The sequence below is a fragment of the Peribacillus simplex genome (genome assembly GCF_001542915.1).
Lineage (GTDB): Bacteria > Bacillota > Bacilli > Bacillales > DSM-1321 > Peribacillus > Peribacillus simplex_B.
Window position 1 is genome coordinate 86081 of sequence record NZ_LNNH01000004.1, and the last position, 26458, is coordinate 112538.

Here is a 26458-nt window from a genome sequence, read left to right on the forward strand (position 1 = left end):
AAGGATGCTTAAAAGCCTTCAAACCCGTATTTTGCTTTATTCCTTACTGATTGCAAGCGCACCTGTCATGATCTTGGGAGCCATTTCCTATGAATCACAGCGGTCACTGCTGGAAAAAGAAGCGAATAATGCCTTGAATGCAGGCTCACTGAATATTGTCAATGAAACATATAGCTATTTGAACGAACGGATCAGTGATGTGAAGCTGATGAGCACAAATTCGGTCATCATCGATCCTCGTTCACCAAGAGAAGACAAGTCGGCTGAACTTAAGAAGTTCATTGAAGCAAAAGGGAATTATTATGGAGTGTTATATCTGGACTTGGATGGGAATGTAACGGTTGATACATCCAATAAATTGATCGGAGATAATCTCGCCAAGAGAACCTGGTTTAAAGAGGCCATGGAGGGGCATGAATTCCTTTCGGATGTGTATAGCACCCGGTCATACCCGGAGCCGGTAATCACCTTGAGCGCCCCGGTGCATGATCTTACAGGGAAATTGATCGGTGTCGTGTCTCCGGCCTTCAGATTGGAAGTACTTTGGGAGATGATGGAGAAAAAGGCTAACGAGGTTAGCGATAAATACCCTGTTGATTTTTTCATGATGAACCAAGAAGGAATCATGATTTCCAAAAAGGATCCGCATGGTGTGCTTCAGGATTCTGCTTTGAGTGACCTGGGTTTAACTAAAGGAAAACTGTTGGAAGCTTCGTTATCCGATAAACTGTACAGTGCAGAGAATGGCGAGAAAATCTATTCCATTCAGCCTGTCCATGCGGGGGCACAGACGGAAAATCGATGGTTTGTAGTGGTAGGGGCAGATAAGAAGCAGGTGTTTCAGCCTTTGAATGACCTATTGACACGCTATTTAACAATTTATAGCATCGTGTTTGTATCGATCATCCTTGCCGTCTATCTTCTTACGAAATCGATTGTCAGGCCCGTCCGCGATCTCGTCGAAGCGACAGAGGATTTTATTGATGGAAAGGAATTCGTCACTTCCGATAATAAAAGCTTCGAGGAAATGGAAAAATTGAACGTGGCCTTCTTGAGGATGATGGAGACGATTCAAGATCGCGAAAAGGAAATCGTCCGGACTGAAAAGTTAAAGTATGTTGGGCAGCTAGCTGCAGGTGTTGCTCATGAAATCAGAAATCCGCTGACGACAATCAAGGGTTTTTTTCAACTTTTGAAGAGTCAGGATCATGACAAAACATTGATAGAAAAGTACAGTGACATCATGCTCCTTGAAGTGGACCGGGTCAATATCTTTGTAGGCCAGCTTTTGGATTTGGCCAAACCGCATCAATTGGAATGGGAGAAGCTGAATCTTAGGGATTTCCTTAATGACATACTGGATACCTATATTCCATCAATTCCGAGTTCTCATGTAGAAATAATTAATGAAGTAGCAGAATCAGTCTTTGTTTACACAGATAGAAACCGGCTTCGACAGGTTATCTTGAATGTGCTGAATAATTCCAGTGAAGCCATCGGTTCAAGGGGACGGATTGAATTAGAACAAACCGGCGGGTCCCAGTCCGTGAAATTGATGGTGAGGGATGATGGAAAAGGAATCAGTCCCGAGAATTTAAAAAATATCGGCATGCCCTTTTACACGACTAAGCCTGATGGAAACGGCTTAGGGGTTGCGACGTGCATTCAAATCATGGAGGAATTGAAAGGGAAATTCTTGATTGAAAGCACCTGCCCCGAAGGAACGAAAGTGACCCTCATAATTCCCACGACCAACCGTTTCATTAAATGAGACGGCAGGTTATATACAAAAAGGGCCCGGAATGATACATCCCGGGCCCTTTTTGCTCAAAGGTAAGCGCATTGATCTCCATGGACCTTCATTTCAAAAGATTTTTAGGTCCATTCCATCATTCGAAACCGATGGCTGCAAAGCGGAACGGTGAAATCCCCTGAATGCAGTCCAACGAATTCCATCCTTCTCTATCGCATCTGTGCATCTGCGAATGCAAAATGACACAGATCATCCGATTTTTCCATCTGCATCTGTTTAATCAAGGTAAAATAAATCCTATTTGATTGTAAAAAAGTGAATGGGAACGAAAGGGAGAGCGTAAAGCTTAGAATCGCAGAGGAAGGATCATCCGCAAAAAAAGCGAGTGCCTTTAGCGAAATCACCGGATCGAATGCTGCCAGGCATTTCAAAAACGATCGGTCCCTTTATGAATGAGTGATAAATTACACAGCTAAATGAGCAAAGCGCCCCCCCTTTTCCATTAACCTCCCTGTTTGTTTATGCATATAATTTACTAATCAAACGATAAGGACCATATTGGGGGATGTCTCTTATGGGCAAAAAAAAACAGCCGAAATTTAAATTAGGCGATACAGTCGTAATTACAATGTATGGGACAGTCGGGAACATAACCGATATAAAATTTCTCGATGGTGCTTATGTGTATGAAGTGAACTATAGTGAAGGCCTTTACATCGAAAAAACATTGCAATCGATAAATGAATATGAAGGAGAAATCCTTTATCAAAAGGAACAAATCAATATTGAATATAAATTTTTATTAGGTGACTTAGTCCAGGTAGATGGATATGAACAAGACTATTTCAAGATTATCGGCTATCGAACGGAAATTTGGCGCTATAAGGAAAATGCCTGGGAAGATGTTATCTATGAATTATCAAGAATCTCAGACAGTGAATGGCTTGAAGCGCATGAGGAAGAATTGACTTTAATTGCCGATGCGAAGCGTGCAGATGGGATTATTCAAAAATTAGGGCTGCTCCTTTCTAAAAAGAATAATGAGCTTGCTATCATTGCTAAACAAAACAACCCTGGTAAAGGTGAGCGAGATATGACAATGACAAAAAATGAAAAAAAGGAAATGATTGATGGACTTTTGGATTTATACAATGATTACTGTAAGCTCTATGAGCATTTTGGCGATGATGAATATCGTCATATCATGAAAATCGCCCTTGCTAAAATTGAAAAGGCGGCAGAGGAAATATATCCAGATCATAAGAAGAAGCAAACGAAGTGAAGGTTTCCAAGCTTCTATAGGGAACCGTGCCTTATGCTATAAAAGCTTCATAATGTCCAAGAAAAAAGCTGGCTCTTCCTGTGAATGGTCATAATGGAATCCCTAACTGGAATATTTGTCTCTATCCATTCATACACCTTTAATTAAGGGGGCGATGATTTGCGAGAAATTGAGGTTTTTATTGATACAGAAGAGATAGCTGAATTCTTTTTTCAAGAATTGATCAGAAGGGGCTATCTTCCGACAGAAGCTGAAGTTGAAGATCTTGCTGACATCACATTCGAATATCTTCTAGAGAAATGCATAATTGATGAAGAAGTCGATGAGTAGACTGTCAATAGACGGTCAGCAGCTTCCTTTCCCTTAATTAATAAACTTTCTAAAGACGGCGGACTACTACCGCCGTTTTGTTTGCAGTGAATGAGCTGGATCCGACAAGCCTTGATCCTGTTTGGAAGTCTCTTTAACTTTTCAGGCAATTGAATAAGGTTCAATTTTCCTAACTTGTGGTTGATATGGTATAGTAGTTTTTGAATATGATTTCAACCACAAGTTTAGGAGGACATAGTTAAATGAGCGTACATATTGGTGCAAAAGAAAATGAAATTGCGGAAACGGTCTTACTTCCTGGGGACCCATTGCGTGCAAAATACATTGCTGAAACATTTTTAGAGGAAGCCAAGCTTTACAATGAAGTACGCAACATGTTTGGATATACAGGTACTTATAAAGGAAAACGCATATCTGTCCAAGGTACTGGCATGGGAGTTCCGTCAATTTCCATTTATGTAAACGAATTGATGAATAGCTACAATGTCCAGAAGCTGATTCGGGTAGGCACTGCCGGGGCCATCCAAAAAGATGTAAAAGTCAGGGATGTTATTCTTGCAATGAGCGCTTCAACCGATTCGCAAATGAACCGGATGACGTTTGGAGGAGTCGACTTTGCCCCGACGGCTGATTTTGATTTGTTAAGGAAGGCATATGAAGCAGGAACGGCAAAAGGCTTGGAATTGAAGGTTGGCAATGTGTTTACGGCCGATCAATTTTATAATGATAATAGTGATTTGGAAAAATGGGCAAAATACCAAATATTAGCGATAGAAATGGAGTCAGCTGCCTTATATACCCTTGCAGCTAAGTTTGGGCGTCAAGCTTTATCGGTATTGACCATTTCCGACCATATCTTAACTGGCGAGGAAACGTCGTCTGAAGAACGTCAGTCAACATTTAACGAGATGGTCGAGGTGGCCCTGGAAGCAGCTATACAAGACTGATAATTGAGTATGAAGGTCCCCCCCCCCGGGGGGGCAGGAATGAATGTTGGCGTATATATGCGGGCTTTGCTATGGTCGCGTTTATTCCTTGTTACCCGCATTTTTGATCGAAGCGGTCACTTACGGATATACCCTGCCTGTACATTGGAGGGACTTAAGATAATACATAAAATTTAAATTGTTATTTTTGATAACTATTATTTTTCGATTGGCTTCAAAGCTGATAAAATGGAAACAAATCGTTTTATATTTGTCATGATGAATGAAAGTGGTGAGGCATCAGTGGAAGAAGAAAATCAAGAACAGCCTAAAGAGGCAGGGAAATTCATTAAAATAAAGAAGTTTACGTTCATTATGGGGATTTTCTTACTCATATTTCTAACCGCAGGGATTACGACCATAGCTCTGACTTTTGGAGATGAAAAAGTCGAATCCTTGGCTCCGGATAAACATTCTGAATTTGAAAAGCTGTTTTCTACATACGATACGATAAAGGATAATTACTATAAGGACATTGATGAAGACAAGCTTGTTGATGGTGCCATCAATGGCATGATTAAATCCCTGGATGATCCATACTCTGCCTATATGGATAAAAAGGAAGCATCGAGTTTTCATGAAAGCATCTCATCATCCTTTGAAGGTATCGGCGCCGAAATACAAGAGCAGGATGGTCACATAATGGTCGTCTCACCGATAAAAGGATCTCCAGCAGAAAAAGCGGGGATAAAACCGAATGATATCGTCATGAGTGTCGATGGCAAGAGCGTTAAAGGGCTAAGCTCTTCTGAAGCTGTCCTGAAAATCAGGGGCGAAAAGGGAACGAAAGTGAATTTGACCATCTCAAGAGCAGGTGAGACGGACCCGATCGAATTCACGATTAAACGTGACACGATCCCGATCGAAACCGTTTATGCCGAAATGCTTGACGATGGTGTCGCGAAAATCCAAGTGACCAGCTTTTCCGAACATACGGTGGAAGAGCTGAAATCGTCACTTAAAGAAATGTCCAAGAAGGATATGAAGGGCGTAGTGCTGGATTTACGAGGAAACCCAGGAGGCCTGCTTGACCAAGCGATTGATATGGCAAGCCTGTTCATACCGAATGGGGAAGTGGTCCTCCAAGTTGAGAATCGAAGCGGTAAAAAAGAAGTATATAAATCAAATAATGATGGTACGTTGAAGAAGGTCCCGGTAGTCGTGTTGATTGATGATGGCAGTGCGAGCGCATCGGAAATCGTCGCAGCAGCCGTCCGTGAATCTGCAGACATTCCTTTGGTCGGGGTTAAATCGTTTGGGAAAGGAACCGTGCAGACCGCGGAAGACTTCGATGATGGTTCAAACTTCAAATACACGGCAGCTAAATGGCTGACTCCTGAGGGCAATTGGATCCATAAAAAAGGAATCAAGCCGGATATTGAGGTGAAGCTCCCTGATTACGCCAGCCTTCCGTACATTTCGCCGGATAAGGAATTGAAAGTATCGGATTCCTCCAGTGAAGTGAAGGCAGCAGAAAAGATGCTGAAGGAAGCAGGACATGATCCAGGTAAGATAGACGGATTCTTTGATGAAGAAACCGCAAATGCGGTCAAAGCATTCCAAAGGGATCAAAAAATCAAAGAAACTGGGGTCATTAAAGATGATACAACCGTGAAATTGATGGAGGTTATCCGGGATAAAATCCTCGAAAACGATACACAATTGAAAAAAGCGGTAGAAGTAGTGAAGAAAGATATCAAGTAAACGATAAGAACCCTGTCAGTAAAGTGTAGCCATCAAAGGACATTTAGAAAAAGGGCAACTTGAAAGAGATGCTGTCTGCATTTTGCAGGCAGCATCTTTTTTTTATTTTATAGTCTTGGATTTGCTTCCAGTTTTGGCGAACTGTACTTGGTCCGTTCCATTCCACTTTTGCGTGACCATGAAGATGGAATCCTGATTGCTCACAATTTTGGAGAATTTGTACTTAGTCCGTTTCATTTCCCAACAGGCGCTCTCATTCCGCGGGCGGTCCTTGAGCCTCCTCGGCTTTTAGCCTGCGTAGTCTCGGTAGACGCGCATTTCCCGCAGGAGTCTCGCACTTCCGTTCCATTCCACTTTTGCGTGACCATGAAGATGGAATCCTGATTGCTCACAATTTTGGAGAATTTGTCTTATTCCGTTTCATTTCCCAGCAGGCGCTCTCATTCCGCGGGCGGTATTTGAGCCTCCTTGGCTCAGCTGAAGTGGAAAGCAACGTTTTACGTATAGGCCCTCCAACTGTGGATAGATAACCTTTTGTAATTCTATGCATAATAATCCATTTAAAGGTAAAAATAGAATTAATTTTCCGATGAGGTGAGGTAATGAAAGAGAAGGTATTGTACATATATCTATTGGTCTTGATTTTGGCAGGTTGCACCTATGCCCCTTTACCGAAACAAAATGGAAACACAGGTACGGAAAAAAACTTTACCAATGAAAGGATTCAGGACGGTGAGAAAACATTTCTGTTAATTGGTGTTGATTCCAGGGGAGAGAAAAAATCCCGGTCCGATGCGATCATGCTTGCCAGGTACTTTCCTGAACAGGGGAAGCTGAAGCTGGCTTCTATCATGCGTGACAGTTATGTTAAAATCCCCGGCGTTCATCCTCAATACAATAAGATAAATGCTGCTTATTATTATGGGGGAAAGGAATTGCTTAAGAAAACCATCCATGATAGCTTTGGTATCAAAGTCGATCATGTAGCTGTAATAGATTTTCAGGGATTTGTGAAGATGGTGGACTTGCTTGCCCCTGATGGGGTGGTGGTGGACGTCGATCAAACAATCATTGATGACATGAGCATCCAAGCAAGCACTGGTAAAAATGTGTTACATGGTGAGGAGATATTGAAATATGTCCGCTTTAGGCATGACGATGAAAGTGATTTTGGAAGGGTGGACAGACAGCAAGATGTGCTGCTTCAATTAAAAAACGGATTCATCAATCAAATCTCTTCCTTTGAAGGAGTGGTAGCCCTTCCTGGCATAATTGAACAAGGCCTCTCCTATTTGGACACTGATATAGGTCTGAAAACGATATTGGAAATGGGACCGAAAGCCGTCATTCATGCACCGGAAACCGTCGAAACGTTGAGGATTCCTGTCGAAGGAAGCTTTAAAGATGCAGAATATCCCGAGATTGGGGCGGTGTTGGAAATGGATGAGACGAAAAATAAGCGGGCGCTTCAAAAGTTCTTTTCAAAGTAGGCAGGGGCATGCCCTTTTCGTAGCGAAAACCACAAACTGGTTTTGTTATTTTATAAAAGACCTCGCAAGAATAAATGAAAAAGCTATTTAATAAACGAGCATGGATTTGAATCCACGCTCGTTTTTTTAGTCACCACTCGAATGAAAGAACCGTCACTTCACGAAATTCGGGATGTTATTGGAAAAGTCCGATTGAATGATCCCGTTCTCGGTGATGATGCTAGTGATGAGATGATTGGGCGTTACATCAAAGGCTGGATTGAATGTGTTGACGTTTTCCGGTGCGACCCTGATTCCTTGAATGGAGGTGATTTCGGCTCCATCTCGTTCTTCAATCGGGATGGATGCACCCGATTCAAGAGAAAGGTCGAACGTGCTTGATGGAGCGGCCACATAAAAAGGGATCCCGAAATGCTTGGCTAAGATGGCTAAGCCCAACGTGCCTATTTTATTGGCTGTATCCCCATTTGCCGCAATCCGATCGGCCCCTACTATAATGGCATTGATTCGTTTTTGATGTATCGTATGCGCAGCCATATTATCAGAGATTAAGGTGACGTCAACACCCGCTTGCATCAGTTCCCAAGCGGTCAATCGCGCACCCTGCAGAACAGGTCTGGTTTCACAGGCGTACACTTCCAGCGGGAAATTCCGCTCTTTAGCTAGATGAAAAGGGGCCAGTGCCGTGCCATAACGGGCTGTGGCAATTCCCCCCGCGTTGCAATGCGTCAATACGGAATCTCCTTTTGCGAATAAAGATAAGCCATGCTCCCCGATTTTCCTGCACATTTCTTCATCTTCTGCAAAGATGGCTTTAGCCTCGAAAACAAGTGCTTCTTTGGCAGCAGAAATACTTTGGGCCTCCATCAATTTATTCTTCATTCTCTTTAATGCCCAAAAAAGATTGACGGCAGTAGGCCTGGAAGAGGCGAGCCTTTCGATATGTTTCGTTACATTTTTTTTGAAATCCGCTAAATCCGTCGCAGCTTCCTGCTGGGCGCCAAGTGCCACCCCGAATGCTGCGGTCAGTCCGATCGCTGGTGCACCGCGCACCTTTAATGTAAGGATGCTGTCATATACATCCTCAACCGAATGAAGTTGAATGAATTCAGTGATGGCAGGAAGGGCTTGTTGATTTAATAATGTGATATGGGTATTGTCCCATTGTACCGAATATGGTAAAGGTGCTATCGTCGTCACGTTCAGGTCTCCTTTTAGAGGGGTGAAGATGAAGTCAGCGTTTGTTGCTTTATCCATTCGATGACCGCTGGAACATCCAATTCTTCCCGTTTTTTTATTAATAAAGCACCAAGCTTCAACGTGGCCGTTTTGGCCGCAATTTTCGTTTCTTTATCTTCCATGACATTTAAATCTGCGACATGAGAGAGGCCAATCGTTCTTCGAATCAATTCACATCCGGCAAAACCGAATGCATCACGTTTGAATTTAGTCAGTAAATAAGGGAGATATCCAGTCACATGGCGGAACGGACTTTTATTGTGGGTGTTCCATAGTTCCGAATATGTTTTTTCAAATGACCGCCAAAATTCATCGAGTTGTGTGAAAATCTCTTCTTTTCCTGCTCCATTCCGAGAGACCGCCTGAAAGAGGAGATTGGCGGTGTATTGTCCAAGGTCAAAACCGACTGGTCCATAAAAAGCGAATTCAGGGTCGATAACTTTTGTTTCGGTTTCACTTGCAAATATACTTCCTGTATGTAAATCTCCATGCAGCAAGGCTTCCTGCTCGGTTTCGAAGCTTTGTTTCAGCTTAGCCACTTCTAAAATGACATCTTGATCATGCCAAATCCGTTTGGCGGCATCCGTCAATTCAACTTCGAAATCTCCAGGCAGCTCCTCGAAAAAAGGATCGGTGAAAATAAAGACCTCCGTGATTTTGCAGAGCTCCGGATTCGTGAATTGCCGTGCCACTTCTTTTTTTGCCGAGGGCTCCAAATGATAATCGGAAGTGTAAAATGAAGTCTTCGCAACATACTCGCCAATATGCTGCGAAAGCAATGGGAACGAATCGCCCGCAATCAATCCGCTTCTTACAATTTTTAAGTGTGACAAGTCTTCCATGACCGTGATGGCTAGCTGCTCATCCGAATAATAGACTTGCGGTACGAATTCGGGACAATAGCTCCGGAAATGGATAAGGGCATTCGCTTCAATGGCAGCCCTTTTCAACGTCAACGGCCAGCTTTCGCCAAGCACTTTGGCATAAGGGACCGCTTGCTTGATGATTATCCCGTTATTTGTGGCCGTGTCTGTAATATGGAACACATAATTCAAGTTACCATCACCAATTTCTTTACAGCTTAAATTCGCATCGGCATCTACCAACCCTAATTTTTTTGCAAGGATAATGGCCGTTGCGTTAGTCAATCTTGTAAAATTCGAATGGTATTGAGTCATTTCTTTCCCCTCCACATTAAAAATAAGAATAAAAAAGCCTCTTTCCATAGAAAGAGGCAGAAGTATTAGCTTCGGACCTCTCATCTCCCAGAAAAGTTTTTTCTGGTGGAATTGGCACCGTGCTCTGCGGATTTTGCAATCCGGCGGTGTATCCGCCCCATTTCACAATGGTATTACAGTCGGTTGCTGGGCTTCATAGGGCCTTAATCCCTCAGCCTGCTCTTGATAAGAGTTTATATGTTTTCTGAAATTTTAATCTTCGGGAAAATAATATCAATCTTTTAAATAGTTTGTCAATGGCAAATTAATAATAATCAGGACGGCGATCTTCGAATACCGGTATTTTATTGCGAGCGTTCGATACTTCGGTGAAGTCCAAGGTGCCTGTCAGTAGTTCGCTTTCCTCTCCTGCTTCACTTATAGTATACCCCCAAGGATCAATGATCATGGAGTGACCGGCAAATACATTATTGATATCCGATCCTGAACGGTTCACGGCTACAACATAGGCCTGGTTTTCGATGGCACGGCTGATCAATAAGGCTCTCCAGTGATCGAGTCTAGGCTTCGGCCATTCTGCGGTTACGAACAGAACTTCTGCCCCTCGAGCGGAGTGGGCACGCTGCCACTCTGGAAAGCGGATGTCATAACAAATGAAACCGGCACATATTTTGTCATCAAGGGTAAATAAACCATCCTTTTCGCCTGGCTGCAAGAAATGATGTTCATCCATTAACCGAAACAAGTGAAGCTTATCGTACTCTTTAACGAGTTTCCCGTTCTTATCGATGATGACCATCGTGTTAAAGATGCCCTTTTGTGTTTTTTTCGCGATGGAGCCGCCTATGATATGGATTTGGTGCTTCAGCGCCAAGTTTCTTATAAATTCGATCGTCTTTTCTGCCTCTTCATCACCAATCTCATTCAATCTGGTCAAGTCATAGCCTGTAGTCCATAGCTCTGGTAAAATAACGATATCTGCGTTTGCGTGCACGGCTTTTTCCAGCCATTGTTCGGCCAGCTGATAATTGAGATCAGGCTTTCCGAATGCTATATCCATCTGGATGCAAGCCAATTTCCATTTCATTTTGAAAACCTCCAAAGGTAAAAATGCTTTACAAGATTATGATAAACATATATCATTTGTGACTAGAATTTCAAGAAATTTCAGAGAAGGTGAATAATGTTGCAATTCGAAAAGTCGAAACAGCTTCAGCAACTTCCCAAGCAGTTTTTCGCTTCATTGGTCGCAAAGGTCAATGCAATTACTGCGCAAGGGCATGATGTCATTAATTTGGGCCAAGGGAATCCCGATCAGCCGACGCCTGGGCATATCGTAAAAAGTTTACAGGCTGCTGCTAAAAAAACGATCAACCATAAATATTCACCGTTCAGGGGACATCCATATTTAAAAGATGCGGCAGCTGCCTTCTACGAACGGGAATACGGCGTAAAGCTTGATCCGAATAGTGAAATAGCCATTCTATTCGGCGGAAAGGCAGGACTCGTCGAATTGCCCCAGTGTTTATTGAACCCAGGCGATACGATTCTCGTTCCAGATCCCGGTTATCCCGATTATCTTTCAGGTGTCGTCCTGGCGAAAGCGGAAATTGAAAGGATGCCGTTGAAGGAGGAAAATGCTTTTCTTCCGGATTATGAAGCTATACATAAAGATGTGCTGGATAAAGCGAAAATGATGTTCTTGAACTATCCGAATAATCCTACAGGTGCATCCGCAACGAAAGAATTCTTTACCGAAACCGTATCATATGCCAAAAAGCATTCAATATGTGTGGTCCATGATTTTGCTTATGGAGCCATAGGCTTCGATGGGAAAAAACCGGTTAGCTTTCTCGAGGTAGAGGGAGCAAAGGATGTTGGGATCGAAATATATACACTTTCGAAAACGTACAATATGGCTGGTTGGAGAGTCGGGTTCGCGGTTGGTAACAAAAGTGTCATCGAAGCTCTTGAACTTTTTCAGGACCACCTATATGTGAGCCTTTTCCCGGCGATACAGGAGGCGGCGGCAACTGCTTTGCTTGATTCGCAAGAGTGTGTGGCCGAATTGGTGAAGGTATATGAGGGGCGCAGGAATGTTTTCATTGAGGGATTACGTGCCCTCGGCTGGGAGGTTAAGGCTCCGGAAGCATCGTTTTTTGCCTGGCTTAAAATACCGGCAGGATTCACCTCGGAGAGTTTTGCCGATCATTTACTAACCCACGCCCATGTGGCCGTGGCTGCCGGTAATGGATTCGGTGAATTTGGCGAAGGCTATGTCAGGGTCGGGCTTTTGACCTCCGAGGAACGGCTCGGGGAGGCTGTCGAGCGGATACGCAAGTTAAATCTGTTTTAACCTAAGCGAACTAAAAACTTATTGACAAAGTATGGATTACCTGTCAGAATACAAAATAAATTCTTAATCTTTCGAAACTAACACGTACTTATATATCAGCGTTTTCTTATTTTGAGCAGGTGGAGGGACTAGCCCGATGAAGCCCAGCAACCGACCGTAATTCCATTGTAAAATGGGGCGGAATCCTCCGCCGGACTTTCTTCTAGTCCACAGGGCACGGTGCTAATTCTTGCAGCCATTGGCTGGGGGATAAGAAGATGGCTTTTTTAAAGCCTCTTCGTCATGAAGGGGCTTTTGCTATTCCAAAAACGTTCAGGTTTATGACTTCGTGAGTTTACTAACGTGTTATAGGAGTGATCAAATGAGCGAGATAATCGCCACTTATTTAATTCATGATTTTCATGGGAATCACGAGAAAAAAGCAGAAGGCATTGCCTTGGGCCTGACTGTAGGGACATGGACGGACCTGCCCCAGTTGGTCCAAAAGCAATTGGAAAAACATAAGGGGCGCGTCGTCTCCGTTTCGCCGCTTGCGGAAGAAGAGAGGGCAAACCGTTATTTTGATCGTAAGGTGTACCGCGCGATCATTAAAATCGCTTATCCGGCATCGAATTTCTCCAATGATTTGCCAGCCATTTTGACGACGGTCTTCGGAAAACTGTCCTTGGACGGTGCGATTAAACTGATCGACCTTGATTTTGTCGGAGATATCCAGAAAGCATTCCCAGGTCCCAGATTAGGCATTGCCGGCATAAGGGAGAAGATTGAAGTTTATGACCGGCCCCTTGTCATGAGCATTTTCAAAGGAATATTAGGACGTGACCTAACGTTCCATAATGAGCAGCTGAAGCAGCAAGCGTTGGGTGGTGTCGACCTTGTTAAAGATGATGAAATCCTTTTTGATCAGGAACAGACGCCATTTATTGAAAGAATTAAGACCGGCAAGAAAATATTAAACGAAGTCTATGAACATACTGGACACCGGACCTTATATGCCGTCAATCTATCAGGTAAAACATTTGAATTATTGGATAAGGCAAAGCAAGCGGCAGAAGCGGGCGCAGACGCTTTATTGTTCAACGTCCATACATATGGTTTGGATGTATTGCAAGCCCTGAGTGAACATGATCAAATCAAGCTGCCGATCATGGCCCATCCGGCATTTAGCGGGGCGTTGGGCTCTTCCTCCCATTATGGGATCGGCTATCCTTTACTGCTTGGTAAATTAGTCAGGCTATCGGGTGCGGATTTATCATTATTCCCATCCCCGTATGGAAATGTCGCACTTGAAAAAGAGGAAGCATTGGCAATTGCCTGTGCACTGACGAAAGACGAACCTTCCTGGAAAAAAGCATTTCCTGTTCCGTCAGCAGGCATCCATCCAGGGATGGTACCCGACTTGATCAAGGATTTTGGACTGGACAGTGTCATCAATGCCGGAGGAGGAATCCACGGACACCCTGACGGAGCAAAGGGCGGGGCGGAGGCCTTCCGGTCTGCTGTGGAAGCCGTCCTTGAAGGAAAAGACCTATCTGAGGCTGCGGCAAATGAAGAAGCACTAAAAAAAGCACTTGTTCTGTGGGGAGGACTGTAAAGGATCATGAAACCGATCATCTTTTGTGATTTTGACGGAACGATAACCAACACGGATAATATCATTTCCATCATGAAAACATTCGCTCCCCCGGAATGGGAAAAGTTGAAGGATGACGTTCTTCAGCAAAAAATCAGCATATCCTCTGGGGTGGGGAAAATGTTTTCCCTGCTTGATAGTGGCCTGAAGGCCGATATCATCCAATTTGTGAAGGAGACAGCGCACATTCGGCCGGGGTTCCGTGAGTTCGTAAAGTATACGGAACAAGCCGGGATTCCCTTATACATCGTAAGCGGGGGCATGGATTTTTTCATTGCCCCGCTATTAAAGGACATATTGCCCACTGACGCGGTTTTTTGTAATAATGCTCACTTTGATAAGAAAAAGATTTATATTGAGTGGCCGCATGCTTGTGATGACCAATGTGATAATGAGTGCGGCTGCTGTAAGCCTACGATTATGAGGCAAATGGCAGGTGCGGATGACTATATATATGTAATTGGTGATTCCGTGACTGATTTTGAAGCGGCTAAGCAGGCGGATCTTGTCATAGCCCGTGATATATTGCTTGAGAAATGCGTAAATGAAGGATTGCCGCATCATGGTTTTGAAACGTTTTATGATGTATTGGACATTTTAAAGCAGCGTGAGGAGGTAAAAGCATGAACACCGGTACGAAGGAGTGGCTGGAGCTGGCGGAAATTAAAGCAGAACTGGCGGAAAGGGATTGGTTCATGGGAACAAGCGGAAACCTTTCCATCCGCGAGCCCGATAGCCGAAGCTTTTATATTACGGCCAGCGGTAAGGATAAGCGAAAGCAATCGGATTCGGACTTTATCTTGGTGGATCTGAAAGGAAACCCCGTGGAGGAGACGGAGCTAAGGCCCTCGGCCGAAACTTTACTCCATACCGTCATTTACGAAAAAACCAAAGCGAATTGCGTACTCCATGTCCACACAGTGGAAAATAATGTAGTCTCCGAATTGTATGGGGATGAAGGTTCCGTAACTTTTCGGAATCATGAGATCATTAAAGCAACAGGAAGATGGGATGAAGAGTCGGAATTCAGGATTCCAATCATCTATAACCATGCGGACATTCCTTTGTTAGCCGAAAAATTCAACCTGCATGTCCAAGAAGATTGCGGTGCCGTGCTCATCCGCAATCATGGCATCACGGTTTGGGGCAAAAGCGGCCTCGAAGCAAAAAAGATACTGGAAGCCTGCGAATTTTTATTTCAATATCAACTGCTGCTAAATTCTCAACGGACACTTACTGCTTCTTTAACATAACACTCAATCGAGGAGGAATGAAGGATGGCGACAATTAGATTGCATGAAACGAATGAAGTTATTGAAAACGGTGAACAGGTAAAATCCTTTTTGGAAACACAAGGGGTGATTTATGAGCAGTGGGATATTTCGAAATTACCGTCACACCTAGTAGAAAAATACGATTTAACGGATGCTGATAAGGAAGAAATCCTATCAGCGTTCCAAACGGAGATAGCGGAGATTTCCGAAAGAAGAGGGTACAAAGCCCATGATATCATCACCTTATCCGATACAACCCCGAACTTGGATCAATTGCTTGAAAACTTCAAGCACGAACATCACCATGAAGATGATGAAGTCCGTTTCATTGCCGGCGGAACGAGTATCTTTGCCATTGAAGGAACGGATGATCGGTGGTTTGATGTACGTCTTAAACCAGGCGACCTAATTAGCGTACCAGAATCAACAAGACATTATTTCACCTTGGCAGAAGATAGGAAAACAGTTGCTGTCCGTATTTTCGTAACAAAGGCAGGATGGGTGCCGATTTACGATAAAGACGAAGTTCAAGCATGAGCAATGATTGGAAAACCAGCTTACGGGCTGGTTTTTTTTGTTGATTCCGCAAGTGCTTATACAGGCTAAGTATGATAAAATTTAACGGAAGTAAATATAATCGGATCATGGGAGCAGATTTGAATGAAAACAACTGAAGTATACATATTAGGCGGATTTCTCGGCAGCGGGAAAACGACGCTTCTGCGAAATATATTAAAACAAGAAAGTGAAGCGGGCAGGAAAGTCGCCGTGCTCTTAAATGAGCTCGGCAGCATCTCGGTCGACAGCGGCCTCATTGGTGATGAAGTGCCTTTGAAGGAGCTGTTTGACGGGTGTATCTGCTGCACCATCCAGGATAAGCTGGAGGTCCAGCTTCATGAGCTGCTCACAGAAAACGATTTGGATGCCGTTTATATTGAAACGACTGGTGCGGCGCATCCGGTGGAAGTTCTGGATGGCATCATGTCACCCCTTTTCGCTAAAAGGCTGGAGTATAAAGGAATTATTACGGTTGTCGATTTATTGAGGTGGCGCGATAGGGAGGAGTTGTCCCCGCAGCTGCGCCAGTTGCTTGCAGAGCAAATCCATCATGCCGATTTCATTTTGCTGAATAAAGCGGACCTGGTGAGTGAGATGGAGGCGGCGCAGCTGATTTATTCGATACAAGCCTTGAATATGGGTGCGGTCTGTTTATTGACCGAATATGCTGCCGTTTCCTTGAAGTCGTTACAGCAGATGCAAAGAAAATGTAGTGGTGGCCATAAAAAGCTTGATGTCCAGGAACATTTGCATTTATCGGCTGTCGTCCATACTTTTGAAGGCTCCGTGAAACAAACGGATTTCGAAGATTGGCTTAGGTCCCTTCCGGAAACGGTCTATCGCATGAAAGGATACATTTCCTTTACCCATTCGCAATACCCCCACTTATTCCAATACTCCTATGGAATGCCGATGTATATGAATGAAATGATGAAAATGCCATTGAACATCGTCATCATCGGGGAAAAGCTTGATAGGGTTGTGGTGATCGATCAGCTGAAGGCTTTGGAAGCAAAAGCAAGACCATAAACGTTTACCGCCATTTGAATGAGGGAAATATAAAACCAGACATTCCTATTAAGGAGGCGGTATTCATGCCATGGAATAATAAAGATTATCCAGATTCAATGAAGAATCTGGATAAACAGGTCAGGGAAAAGGCAATAGAAATCGCAAATGCATTGTTGGATGAAGGATATGAGGATGGAAAAGCCATTCCCATTGCCATAGACCGGGCAAAAAAGTCTGTGGGAAATGATTGAAAAAAAGGTCAGGCCCCTTGATGGGTCTGACCCTTTTTTTATTGTTGCAAGCCAAATGCTGCAAAAGTTTTTTCGTCTTCGATTAAACCGCAAGCAGCACATTGCACCCGCACCTCTGGACCATTATAGGCTAGATGGAATGGTTGAAGAGTATCGTTTGAATATTGTTCAACAATCTCTCCGGATTGCGGGTCCTTTTTGATGGGGGTCGGTACTTGCTGAATGAGATTGAAGCGAGATTTATTTGTCCGGCAATTCGGACAGCGGTATACTTGAGACAGTGTACTCACTCCTTTTTGAATTTTTTTAATGCATGGTTCTTATTAGTAAAATAGTCTTTACAAACTTGACCGGTAATATGTATAAATTAGTAAGGGATGGAAGGGATAATATGAAAGAAGCAGGTAAAAAGGAAGCAATATTGGAAGCATATCTAAGCATTTGGAATAATCGCAAGGTGACGGATGAACGGGGAGCGGACCTTCTTTCGGAACTCATCCGCCGGGAGCTTTTGGATGAAAATGCCCATCCGCGTGCCCGCAAGACTCAACTAGAGAAGTTTTACCTTTGCATTAAACGTGTAATGGAATCCCAGCTTTCGGAAGATATGAAAAACGCTATCGTAATGGTTTATATTGCTGAGATGGAGAAGCTATGATTCCGTGGCCCAAAGCCTTGTTAATAAATTTTCTTATCTGGTTCATACTTTTTTCACAAATCATTGTTAAAATTTCCAAATATAGATATTTTACGAATAAGGAGCTTACAGATGAAGTGGGGCATTAATCTTTTGCTTGCCGTCTTTTTGCTGACAGGATGTAACGGCAGTCCGGCATACACTAAAATTAATAAAAAAGAAGCGTTCTTGGCCACAGTCAATATCAAGGACACCTCGCTGACCTTCATGGATGAAAACTATCATTCCTTTGCCGAATGGGATATGACCGAACCTTTCACGGGAGCCCTGCTTCTGGCAGATAAAGATACGATTCTTCTTTATGGAAAGGAAATGGAGCAAGTCCAAGTATATTCCTTATCAGCAGGAAAGCGGATAACGAGCTGGAAAACAGGGAAAGGGATCGTCAATATGCAGCTCCTCCATGGTGGTAAAAGCATCGCCGCCGTCAACCAATCGGACCACTCGATACACTTTTTGGATGAGGAAGGGAAACAGCAGGATGTCGTAAAGGTTGGCAAAAGTCCCTTGACCGTTTTGCAAGGGGAGAAGGGAAACCGTTTGTATGTAATCAACTTTGGTGATACGAAATGCACTGTGATCAACCTCGCAACGAAAAAGATCGACTTTGAATTTCCTATCCATAGCTCCAGCACAGGCACTTTATTAAGGGAAGAAAAGGATGAAATTTGGATAGGCGGCCATGGCGATGGGGACCACGTCGAAGAGGACCTGTACATATATTCGGCAAAAACGGGCCAATTGAAGAAAAAATTGAAGGCGCCCACGATGCCAATAAAGTTCCTGGAGAGTGACGAAGGCATTTATGTACTGAGCCATGGAACCAGCTCCTTATATAAATTGAATGAGCATTATGAGGAAGTGGGAAGGAAAGTGGTCGGCGTCAATCCTTTTGAAATGACAAGCTTTAAAAAAGACGTGGTTGTGGCGGGATATGATAGTGATGAAATTTATGTGATGGATGCAAAGACGATCGCTGTTAAACAAACGGTCAAAGTCGGAGAAGGTCCATTCCAATTGTTGTTGAGGGAGTAGATGATATGCATGTTTACACCATATTAGTCGTTGATGATGAAGAGGATATGCGGAATTTAGTTGAAATGTATTTACTGAACTCCGGTTATCGATGCCTCCAGGCTGCGAATGGAAATGAAGCCATCGGCATTGTTGAAAAACAGGATGTCGATTTGATCCTATTGGATATCATGATGCCAGGAACGGACGGTTTCTCCGTTTGTGAAAAAATCAGGGAAAAGTGGGACATCCCATTGATATTTGTCAGTGCTAAAGGTGAGGAATGGGATAAAGTGAAGGGGTTGAAGCTTGGAGGAGACGATTACATCGTTAAGCCCTTCAATCCAGGTGAATTGGTAGCAAGAGTTGAAGCCGTATTACGAAGGACAGGGAAATTGTCCATGAACGAAGGAAATCAAGCCTATGTACGTTTTGGAAAAATCAGCTTGAACATCCCATCGAGGACGGTTTTGGTGGAGGGATCGCCAATCAACTTAACCTTGAAAGAGTTCGAATTACTTTTATTTCTTATGCGTCATAAAGGACAGGCACTTAGTCGGGAGCAACTCCTTGAAAACATTTGGGGCGGGGAATATGGGGGATCTTTACGTACGGTCGATACTCATATCAAAACACTGCGGATGAAACTAAGGACGGCCGACTACATCCAAACCGTGTGGGGAATCGGTTATAAGATCGAGGAAAAGAAATGAACAATAAGTGGAAATCGCTCACCTTTAAGCTATGGCTGACCATCATCACTGCCATCATCCTCTCCGTACTGTTCGCATACTCCCTTTCACAATATTATTATAAGAACCTTTATGTGGAGAAGCTTAAAACAGATTTGGTCAATGAAGCCTCCTTGCTTGGTGAGGATTATACCGGTGGCGAAATCAATGATGACTTCAAGGAAAAGGTGGAATGGTTCAACAGCAAGAACGAAAGCGAGGTATTTGTCGTCAACAATCCAAGGGAATTGAGTGCTTGTCTGCCTTTTGACATCAATTATGACACACTCATTTCCGAAGAAGAAAGGCAAATGCTCCTCAATGGAAAAGCGGTCGAAAAAGAAGGCTATGAAAAAAGGTTTGGCAAAAACATCGTAGCGGCCATCATTCCTTTGATTGATGACGACCACCGCCTTGAAGGTATCATCTATACATATGTTTCAGTGGATTCCATTACGGACTTGCTGAAGGAATTTGCTGCGAAGTGGCTCGTGGCGATTCTATTATTCCTGATTATCGCCATTTATTTTACAACCAAATGGTTGAAGAAGCTAGTTAGTCCGATAAAGGAAATCGAGACTGCTGCGCATCGGGTCTCGGAAGGTGACTATGACATCCAGCTCCAGGTAAAGAGTCATGATGAAATTGGCAAGCTGGCGCAAGCGTTTAATGATATGGCCAATTCCATTCATTTGGAGGAAGAAAGAAAAAAAGAGTTCCTTGAAAATGTGGCCCATGAGCTCAGGACGCCGCTAAGTTACGTCAAGGGTTACACGCACGCCATATTGGATGGAGTCGTGAAGAATGAAGAAGAACGGAAATACCTTCAGCTGATTTCACGGGAAGCACTTAGACTGCAGCGGATTGTAGGGGATTTGCTGGACTTATCTAAAGTCGATGGCGACTCATTCCAAATATGCAAAACTCCGATAGCTTTTGCCCAATTCATTGAAGATGTCCTGGCTAAATATGAACCGATTATAAAAGAGAAGCAATTGGCCTTGGAATATGAGCTGGATCCAGATCCGATTATAGATGGAGATGAAGGAAGGATGGAGCAAATCCTTCATAATATCATCGATAATGCGATTCAGTATACGAATCAAGGCGGATCCATCCATATCACCCTCATTCAGCAGAATGAAAAATGCGAGCTATCGATATCTGATACCGGCACAGGAATTCCAAAAGCAGATCTTCCATATGTGATGAATCGTTTTTATCGGGTGAATAAAGCACGCAGCCGTTTTGATGGAGGCTCGGGGCTTGGACTTTCCATCGTTAAAAAAATGGTGGAATGGCAGCATGGCAAAATTGAAATCCAAAGCAAGGAAAAAATCGGGACAAAGGTCAAGATCATACTTCCGACAATAAAAGAAGAGTGGACTTCTTAAAAAAGGGGATAGGTTCAAGATGAAAAAAATCATATTATTTTGCACGATGTTCATTATGTTGGCTGGCTGTGGAAAGAAGGATGACATTCCACAAATGTTAAATGTCGACTTGGCTGTCGATCCGATTCAAGGCCAAGTGAAGGAGCCTGTGAAGTTCCAGGCTAAGGTGACATATGGCGATGAAAAGGTGAAGGATGCGGATGATGTCAGTTTTGAAATTTGGTTGGCAAATAGTGATGAACATGACAAAATTGCTGCCAAGCATAAGGGCAACGGCATTTATGAAATCGAAAAGAACTTTGATGAAGAAGGTACCTATTATGTATATGCCCACGTAACGGCAAGAGATATGCACAGCATGCCCAAGGAAGAATTCGTCATTGGCAAACCAAGTCCTCCTGAACAAAATGACGGGAAAAAGGAAATGGACGAGATGGATCAAGAAGACATGAATTGAAACGGCGACTACTTCCGGTAACGCAGGATACAGCCAAAAAGGTTTTGGAATGGTTCCCCATCCGAAGCCTTTTTGTTATTTCATTGAATTGAAAGCACGTAAATCCTTGCTCAACCAGTGCCCCAAAGATGGAAATAGCCTGTTCTTCTCCATGAGTCCTCCAGACAAACCGATTGTGGCGTTGAACAAGATGATTAGGTGAAAGCTTGCCCTTGACTCACGCATAGTCGAATGGAATGGATGATGCGAGTCGATAAGCAACGATCGAAGTCAGTTCGAATCGTTATTTAATTGGAAATATGGGTGTTCCTAATATTGGGACTTAAGAAGCGGAATCGAAAAATTTGTAACATAAAAGTAAAGAAAGTCATAAAATTCAGCTTGGAAATGATATGTCAATTAAAAGTTATTAGTATTCAATGGAAATGGTTCTATGTAACTACCATTGACAAGGAATGTCTGGAAAAATATGAGTATATATACTACTTTTCAAAACATAGATAGATTAAGCTTTTTCGCTTGCTTTCTCTGAAACGTGGATAAAAAACCATTCTCGTTCGTACCCTGTAAATTCGATGGGAATTCATGGTGCATATATTACAAAAAATGCATGTTATGATAATTCCAGAAGCAAGAACAACAAAAAAACGAACATCACAGGAGGAAATACGAATGAAAAAGAAAATGATCATGTCAGCAGCAGCGGCTGCAGCAATTATATTCACAGGAGTAGGAGCTAACCAAGCGGAAGCAGCTAACTGTGATACTGTTAAACAAGTAACATATAAAGCAATGAATCAAGAAGATATGCAAAAGGTCCTAAACCAATATCTAGCTAAATATAATATCACTCTACCTGCTGCACAAGTACAAGCACAAGAAAAACCAGTACAAAAACCAGAACAAAAGCCAGTACAAAAACCAGTACAAAAACCTGTTCAAAATGGAACGACTAACCAAGCAAAACCAGAAGCTAAACCAGAAAAACCTACTAATGAAAAAACCGAGACAAACTCTGAATTAAGTGCTTTTGAACAACAAGTCGTTAAATTAACGAATGCAGAGCGTGCAAAACAAGGTTTGGCTGCTCTTAAAGTCGACAAAGAGTTGAGCAAAGTTGCTCGTATCAAGTCTCAAGACATGAAAGATAACAATTACTTTGACCACAATAGCCCAACTTATGGCTCACCATTCGATATGATGAAAAAATTCGGCATCAGCTATTCATCAGCTGGTGAAAACATCGCACAAGGTCAGCAAACACCAGAAGAAGTGGTACAAGCATGGATGAACAGCCAAGGTCACCGTGAAAATATCATGAATTCTAGCTTTACTCACATTGGAGTAGGTTACGTAGAATCTGGTAACTACTGGACTCAACAATTCATCGGAAAATAATAAATCGATAGTTTCACATAAGAGCACATCCCATCGAAATGGGGTGTGCTTTTTTTAGCTTCCATTTATTAGTCGAATGGCATGAAGATTGGAGGAAAGCGCAGGAACCGCATCCACTCCTAAGTGTGCTCCTAAATCAAAACTCGGATACATCGATTTCGGAATACTGGGTATGGAAGCTTTTCTGAAGGCGTATTTCCAATGTCGATTCTTTAAATTGGGCGGATGCCCCTTTTTTCTTCACAAGTGCAGGCAGCGTGATGACGTGACGATCGGAGGCTTCTGGAATCCCCTCGATGATCGATTGGTTAGAGGTATGGTAAAGTTTCATTTTCTTTAGCCAAGATTCATCAACGATGGGAATTCTTACAAACACATATAAATGGGTTTCGAATACATCAGCTTGCATGGGATGTTCTGTTCGGGCCGGTGCTTTTTTTGAACCGAGATCATTTTGGTTCATCATGCCTTGCATATTGTCAGGAATGACTTGTGAAAATACTTTTTCGATGAACGATTGTACATCACTTTGCTGCATATTTTTCATGAAGTCCTTTTGATTAGGGTTGTTCTTAAAAGAAAAAAGTGAATTCCAGGGAAACATATCGAATTCCTCTCTCCTGCATATGGACTGACAGGTTTATTTATTGCATTTTATGCAGGCTAAAGCCTAGAGGTTCGTTCAAACAATTACTAAATTATAGAAAATGGGCTAAACTTATGTATAATTAAGTAAAATCCTTTAGATAAAGAGGGATGGCCTGTGGATGAAAAAGTAGCTTTTATTACTGGAGGCGCAACGGGAATCGGCAAAAGGGTGGCATATTCGTTAGCGGAAAAAGGAATGTCTATCGTCATCACGTATCGAAAAAGCAGCAAGGCAGCTCTAGCTTTGGTGGACGAATTACGGAAAAAAGAAGTGAAGGCGCTCGCCATCCAAGGTGATGCAGCAAGTGAGGAAGATTGCCAACGTATCATGGGTAAGGTGCTTGAGACCTTTGGCCATGTCGATATCTTCGTGCATAACGCTGGGCCGTATATGCACGACCGTAAACCGATGAATGAATACAGCAGCGAAGAATGGAAATATATCATGGATGGTAATTTAAATGGATTTTTCTATTTTGCCAAGGTACTTATTCCACAAATGCGCAGAATAGGCTGGGGAAGAGTCATTACTCTTGGATTTGAACGCTGTGAAACCGCACCGGGATGGATTTACCGCTCAGCATTTGCCGCCGCAAAAAGTGGCTTGACCTCCTTAACGAGAACATTGGCTGCGGAAGAAGCCGCGCATGGCATTACCGTGAATATGGTCTGTCCTGGCGATATCATCGGTGAATGGAAGGAGCAGGAGATTAAGGTCGCGAAAGAGGAAAAGGATGGCACCGTACCAATCGGCAGACCAGGTACAGGGGAGGATATAGCGAGGGTCATCTCGTTCCTATGTGAGGAAAAATCGGATTTCATCACAGGCAGCATCATACCGGTCACGGGCGGAAAGGATGTCCTTGGGAAAAGATCTTCCGTGTGAAAAAAAGGTGAGGCCGGTAATCCAGCCTCACCTTTTTTACGCCAATTTTTTAAATTTGACTTGCTGGATGAACCTTAAGCGGGCCGCCAGTCCAACCGCTCCCAAAGCCAATCCGGATATTAGGCCGATCCAATATCCAAAGGCGCCCATATCGGTATACCGGGCAAAGAAAAAGCCGATCGGAAGCCCGAGAATCCAGTAAGACACAAGTGACATCGCAAATGTGACATTCACATCCTTGTATCCACGCAATATGCCTTGAATCGGTGCCTGGAGGGCATCTGAAATCTGAAAGAAGATGGCATATATTAAAAAATGCGATGTCAGCATCATGACCGCATGATCTTTTGTATAAGCAGAAGCAACAGGTTCCCGGAAGAAAAATAGGATCGCTGATAATACGAGTGACATCATCAAAGCGAGAGTAATGCCGATCATGCTGTATTCCTTGGCATCTTTGTAGCGAGCCGCTCCGATTTCAAAGCCGATGACTATCGTCAATGCCATGGACATGCTGAGCGGCATCATATAAAGCAGGGACGCAAAATTCATGGCAATCTGGTGCGATGCTATTGTGACGGTATCATATTTACTCATCAAGAGGGTAACGGCCGAGAAAATGCTTGTTTCAAAAAAGATGGCCAACCCGATGGGGACCCCGATCGATAATAAGGCGCGCCATTCTTTCAAGGAAACCCGGAAAAATTCACGAAAGATGTCATAAGTGGAAAACGGGCTGATCTTCACCACCACGAGGATCGCAACAAGGGCAATGATCCAATAGGTTATGGCAGTGGCATAACCGGAACCGACACCGCCTAGTTCGGGGAAACCTAGCTTTCCGTAAATGAAAAGATAATTGAATATGACGTTTATCGGGAGTGCACCCAAAGTGATCATCATGGAAATTTTAGTTTGGCCCAACGCATCTATGAAGGCCCTCAATGCGTTATAAACGAATAGGGGAACGATTCCGATAGATAGGGCAATTAAATAATCATGGGCTACCCGATGAACATTATCCTCAAGATTCATGGCATTCAAAATCGGATTTATAGAGAACGCCCCGACGATTAAGATGACCAAGGCCAAAGCGATGGCTAAATAGACCGCCTGCATGACGGAATAGGAAACGGATTTAAATTTCCTGGAACCAATAAGCTGTGAAACGATAGGCGTCAAGGCGATCAATATCCCGCTCAGCCCCGTGTAGACGGGAGTCCAAAGTGAACTGCCGATCGACACGCCGGCAACGTCTTGCGTGCTGTACTGCCCAGACATCATCACATCGAAAAATGTCATGGCATACATGCTGAGTTGGGTAATCAGGATGGGAATTAATATATAAAATAACAGGCGGATCTTTTGTGCTTTCGTATAAGTCTGATTCATCGATGTACCTCTATATCTAATTTTTAATTGTAAACACAATGAAAAGATTATATCACATAATGGTGTGATGTTTTTAAGTTTATTTGGCAATAAAAAGACTTGCTGATTAAGAGCAAGTCTTTGGATGTAGACAATTCGATTTTAGTTTTATAAAATCTGACCGTTCCATTCCACTATGCGTGAGATGATTTGTATGATGATCGTTTCGTTTCACTGCGTGAATACGAAAATGGCATCCTGCTTGCTCCCAGTTTGATGATTTGATGATGAACCTTTCGTTTCACTGCAAGTGCTCGCTTTCCGCGGGCGGTCCGTGAGCCTCCTCGGCTTTTAGCCTGCGGTGTCTCACCGTCGACACGCATTTCCCGCAGGAGTCTCTCACCCTCCGTTCCACTTCACTCTGCGTGAATACGAAAATGGCAGCCTGCTTGCTCCCCGTTTGATGATTTGGATGATGAACCTTTCGTTCACTGTAAGTGCTCGCTTTCCGCGGGCGGTCCGTGAGCCTTCTCGGCTTTTAGCCTGCGGTGTCTCACGTCGACACGCATTTCCCGCAGGAGTCTCGCACCCTCCGTTCCACTTCACTCTGCGTGAATACGAAAATGGCAGCCTGCTTGCTCCTCGTTTGATGATTTATATTCTGAACCTTTCGTTTCAATGTAAGTGCTCGCTTTCCGCGGGCGGTCCGTGAGCCTCCTCGGCTTTTAGCCTGCGGTGTCTCACGTCGACACGCATTTCCCGCAGGAGTCTCGCACCCTCCGTTCCACTTCACTCTGCGTGAATACGAAAATGGCAG

At 43.4% G+C, this 26458-nt stretch carries 26 protein-coding genes, 1 pseudogene and 2 riboswitches; of the genes and pseudogenes, 20 read left to right on the top strand and 7 right to left on the bottom strand.

Going from position 1 to position 26458, the window contains the following annotated elements; genetic code table 11:
* Positions 1–4: 4 nt before the first annotated feature.
* The 6 genes from AS888_RS01500 (at position 5) to AS888_RS01525 (ending at position 7545) form a co-directional block, all read left to right on the top strand.
* Positions 5–1771, top strand: a complete 1767-nt coding sequence (locus tag AS888_RS01500) for an ATP-binding protein (protein WP_061140443.1) — start codon at positions 5–7, stop codon at positions 1769–1771.
* A 556-nt stretch (positions 1772–2327) separates the two neighbouring features.
* Positions 2328–3035, top strand: coding sequence for a hypothetical protein (locus AS888_RS01510; RefSeq protein ID WP_061140445.1), 708 nt, complete (start codon positions 2328–2330; stop codon positions 3033–3035).
* A 159-nt stretch (positions 3036–3194) separates the two neighbouring features.
* Complete coding sequence (locus AS888_RS24805) at positions 3195–3365, top strand: YozD family protein (protein ID WP_064505166.1); 171 nt, start codon at positions 3195–3197, stop codon at positions 3363–3365.
* Positions 3366–3607: 242 nt separating this feature from the next.
* Positions 3608–4312: a purine-nucleoside phosphorylase gene (deoD, locus tag AS888_RS01515; RefSeq protein WP_061140446.1), complete on the top strand. Its 705-nt coding sequence runs from the start codon at positions 3608–3610 to the stop codon at positions 4310–4312.
* Between the two features lie 255 nt (positions 4313–4567).
* The gene (locus tag AS888_RS01520; RefSeq protein ID WP_061140506.1) at positions 4568–6055 is read left to right on the top strand and encodes a lmo1851 family serine protease; all 1488 of its coding nucleotides are present in this window, start codon (positions 4568–4570) and stop codon (positions 6053–6055) included.
* Positions 6056–6657: 602 nt separating this feature from the next.
* Entirely contained in the window at positions 6658–7545 is an 888-nt protein-coding gene (locus AS888_RS01525; protein ID WP_061140447.1) for an LCP family protein, read from the top strand.
* A gap of 153 nt (positions 7546–7698) precedes the next feature.
* Here AS888_RS01525 and mtnA read toward each other — a convergent pair whose 3' ends face one another.
* From mtnA to AS888_RS01540, 3 genes are all read right to left on the bottom strand, one after another.
* A complete protein-coding gene (gene mtnA, locus AS888_RS01530; RefSeq protein WP_061140448.1) occupies positions 7699–8745 on the bottom strand; it encodes an S-methyl-5-thioribose-1-phosphate isomerase in 1047 nt (348 codons plus the stop codon).
* A 14-nt stretch (positions 8746–8759) separates the two neighbouring features.
* Positions 8760–9962 (bottom strand): S-methyl-5-thioribose kinase, encoded by a 1203-nt coding sequence (gene mtnK / locus AS888_RS01535; RefSeq protein ID WP_061140507.1) that lies wholly within the window; start codon positions 9960–9962, stop codon positions 8760–8762.
* A gap of 77 nt (positions 9963–10039) precedes the next feature.
* Positions 10040–10194, bottom strand: a riboswitch (SAM riboswitch).
* Positions 10195–10266: 72 nt separating this feature from the next.
* Positions 10267–11049, bottom strand: coding sequence for a carbon-nitrogen family hydrolase (locus tag AS888_RS01540; protein ID WP_061140449.1), 783 nt, complete (start codon positions 11047–11049; stop codon positions 10267–10269).
* A gap of 96 nt (positions 11050–11145) precedes the next feature.
* On the opposite strand from AS888_RS01540, the gene AS888_RS01545 reads away from it, so the two are divergent.
* The 7 genes and pseudogenes from AS888_RS01545 to AS888_RS25425 all read left to right on the top strand — a co-directional run.
* The gene (locus AS888_RS01545; protein WP_061140450.1) at positions 11146–12318 is read left to right on the top strand and encodes a pyridoxal phosphate-dependent aminotransferase; all 1173 of its coding nucleotides are present in this window, start codon (positions 11146–11148) and stop codon (positions 12316–12318) included.
* Positions 12319–12421: 103 nt separating this feature from the next.
* Positions 12422–12574, top strand: a riboswitch (SAM riboswitch).
* Between the two features lie 105 nt (positions 12575–12679).
* Complete coding sequence (mtnW, locus tag AS888_RS01550) at positions 12680–13912, top strand: 2,3-diketo-5-methylthiopentyl-1-phosphate enolase (RefSeq protein WP_061140451.1); 1233 nt, start codon at positions 12680–12682, stop codon at positions 13910–13912.
* Positions 13913–13918: 6 nt separating this feature from the next.
* Positions 13919–14578 (top strand): 2-hydroxy-3-keto-5-methylthiopentenyl-1-phosphate phosphatase, encoded by a 660-nt coding sequence (locus tag AS888_RS01555; RefSeq protein ID WP_061140452.1) that lies wholly within the window; start codon positions 13919–13921, stop codon positions 14576–14578.
* Entirely contained in the window at positions 14575–15204 is a 630-nt protein-coding gene (locus tag AS888_RS01560) for a methylthioribulose 1-phosphate dehydratase (RefSeq protein WP_061140453.1), read from the top strand. Before AS888_RS01555 ends, AS888_RS01560 begins: the two co-directional genes overlap by 4 nt.
* 24 nt (positions 15205–15228) lie before the next feature.
* Positions 15229–15762 carry a cupin domain-containing protein gene (locus tag AS888_RS01565; RefSeq protein ID WP_061140454.1) on the top strand — a complete coding sequence of 178 codons (534 nt, stop codon included), beginning with the start codon at positions 15229–15231 and terminating at the stop codon, positions 15760–15762.
* A 123-nt stretch (positions 15763–15885) separates the two neighbouring features.
* Complete coding sequence (locus AS888_RS01570; protein WP_061140455.1) at positions 15886–16812, top strand: CobW family GTP-binding protein; 927 nt, start codon at positions 15886–15888, stop codon at positions 16810–16812.
* Between the two features lie 65 nt (positions 16813–16877).
* A pseudogene (locus AS888_RS25425) lies at positions 16878–17039 on the top strand (DUF2188 domain-containing protein); the annotation flags it as partial.
* A 44-nt stretch (positions 17040–17083) separates the two neighbouring features.
* On the opposite strand, the gene AS888_RS26255 reads toward AS888_RS25425, so the two are convergent.
* Positions 17084–17326 carry a DNA alkylation repair protein gene (locus AS888_RS26255; protein WP_081092267.1) on the bottom strand — a complete coding sequence of 81 codons (243 nt, stop codon included), beginning with the start codon at positions 17324–17326 and terminating at the stop codon, positions 17084–17086.
* Positions 17327–17436: 110 nt separating this feature from the next.
* On the opposite strand from AS888_RS26255, the gene AS888_RS01580 reads away from it, so the two are divergent.
* From AS888_RS01580 to AS888_RS01605, 6 genes are all read left to right on the top strand, one after another.
* Complete coding sequence (locus AS888_RS01580; RefSeq protein WP_061140457.1) at positions 17437–17703, top strand: hypothetical protein; 267 nt, start codon at positions 17437–17439, stop codon at positions 17701–17703.
* A 111-nt stretch (positions 17704–17814) separates the two neighbouring features.
* Positions 17815–18777 carry a YncE family protein gene (locus AS888_RS01585; RefSeq protein ID WP_061140458.1) on the top strand — a complete coding sequence of 321 codons (963 nt, stop codon included), beginning with the start codon at positions 17815–17817 and terminating at the stop codon, positions 18775–18777.
* Between the two features lie 5 nt (positions 18778–18782).
* Positions 18783–19469 carry a response regulator transcription factor gene (locus tag AS888_RS01590; protein ID WP_061140459.1) on the top strand — a complete coding sequence of 229 codons (687 nt, stop codon included), beginning with the start codon at positions 18783–18785 and terminating at the stop codon, positions 19467–19469.
* Complete coding sequence (locus AS888_RS01595) at positions 19466–20881, top strand: sensor histidine kinase (RefSeq protein ID WP_061140460.1); 1416 nt, start codon at positions 19466–19468, stop codon at positions 20879–20881. The genes AS888_RS01590 and AS888_RS01595 overlap by 4 nt, the downstream gene beginning before the upstream one ends.
* 19 nt (positions 20882–20900) lie before the next feature.
* Positions 20901–21338 (top strand): FixH family protein, encoded by a 438-nt coding sequence (locus AS888_RS01600; protein ID WP_061140461.1) that lies wholly within the window; start codon positions 20901–20903, stop codon positions 21336–21338.
* Positions 21339–22010: 672 nt separating this feature from the next.
* Entirely contained in the window at positions 22011–22736 is a 726-nt protein-coding gene (locus AS888_RS01605; protein ID WP_061140462.1) for a CAP domain-containing protein, read from the top strand.
* A gap of 136 nt (positions 22737–22872) precedes the next feature.
* Here AS888_RS01605 and AS888_RS01610 read toward each other — a convergent pair whose 3' ends face one another.
* Positions 22873–23283, bottom strand: coding sequence for an Hsp20/alpha crystallin family protein (locus AS888_RS01610; RefSeq protein ID WP_232732451.1), 411 nt, complete (start codon positions 23281–23283; stop codon positions 22873–22875).
* A gap of 216 nt (positions 23284–23499) precedes the next feature.
* On the opposite strand from AS888_RS01610, the gene AS888_RS01615 reads away from it, so the two are divergent.
* Positions 23500–24270, top strand: a complete 771-nt coding sequence (locus tag AS888_RS01615) for an SDR family oxidoreductase (RefSeq protein ID WP_061140464.1) — start codon at positions 23500–23502, stop codon at positions 24268–24270.
* Positions 24271–24306: 36 nt separating this feature from the next.
* Here the strand turns inward: AS888_RS01615 and AS888_RS01620 are convergent, their stop codons facing one another.
* Entirely contained in the window at positions 24307–25662 is a 1356-nt protein-coding gene (locus tag AS888_RS01620; protein WP_061140465.1) for an MATE family efflux transporter, read from the bottom strand.
* Positions 25663–26194: 532 nt separating this feature from the next.
* Entirely contained in the window at positions 26195–26320 is a 126-nt protein-coding gene (locus AS888_RS26590) for a hypothetical protein (RefSeq protein ID WP_260320079.1), read from the bottom strand.
* Between the last annotated feature and the right edge of the window lie 138 nt (positions 26321–26458).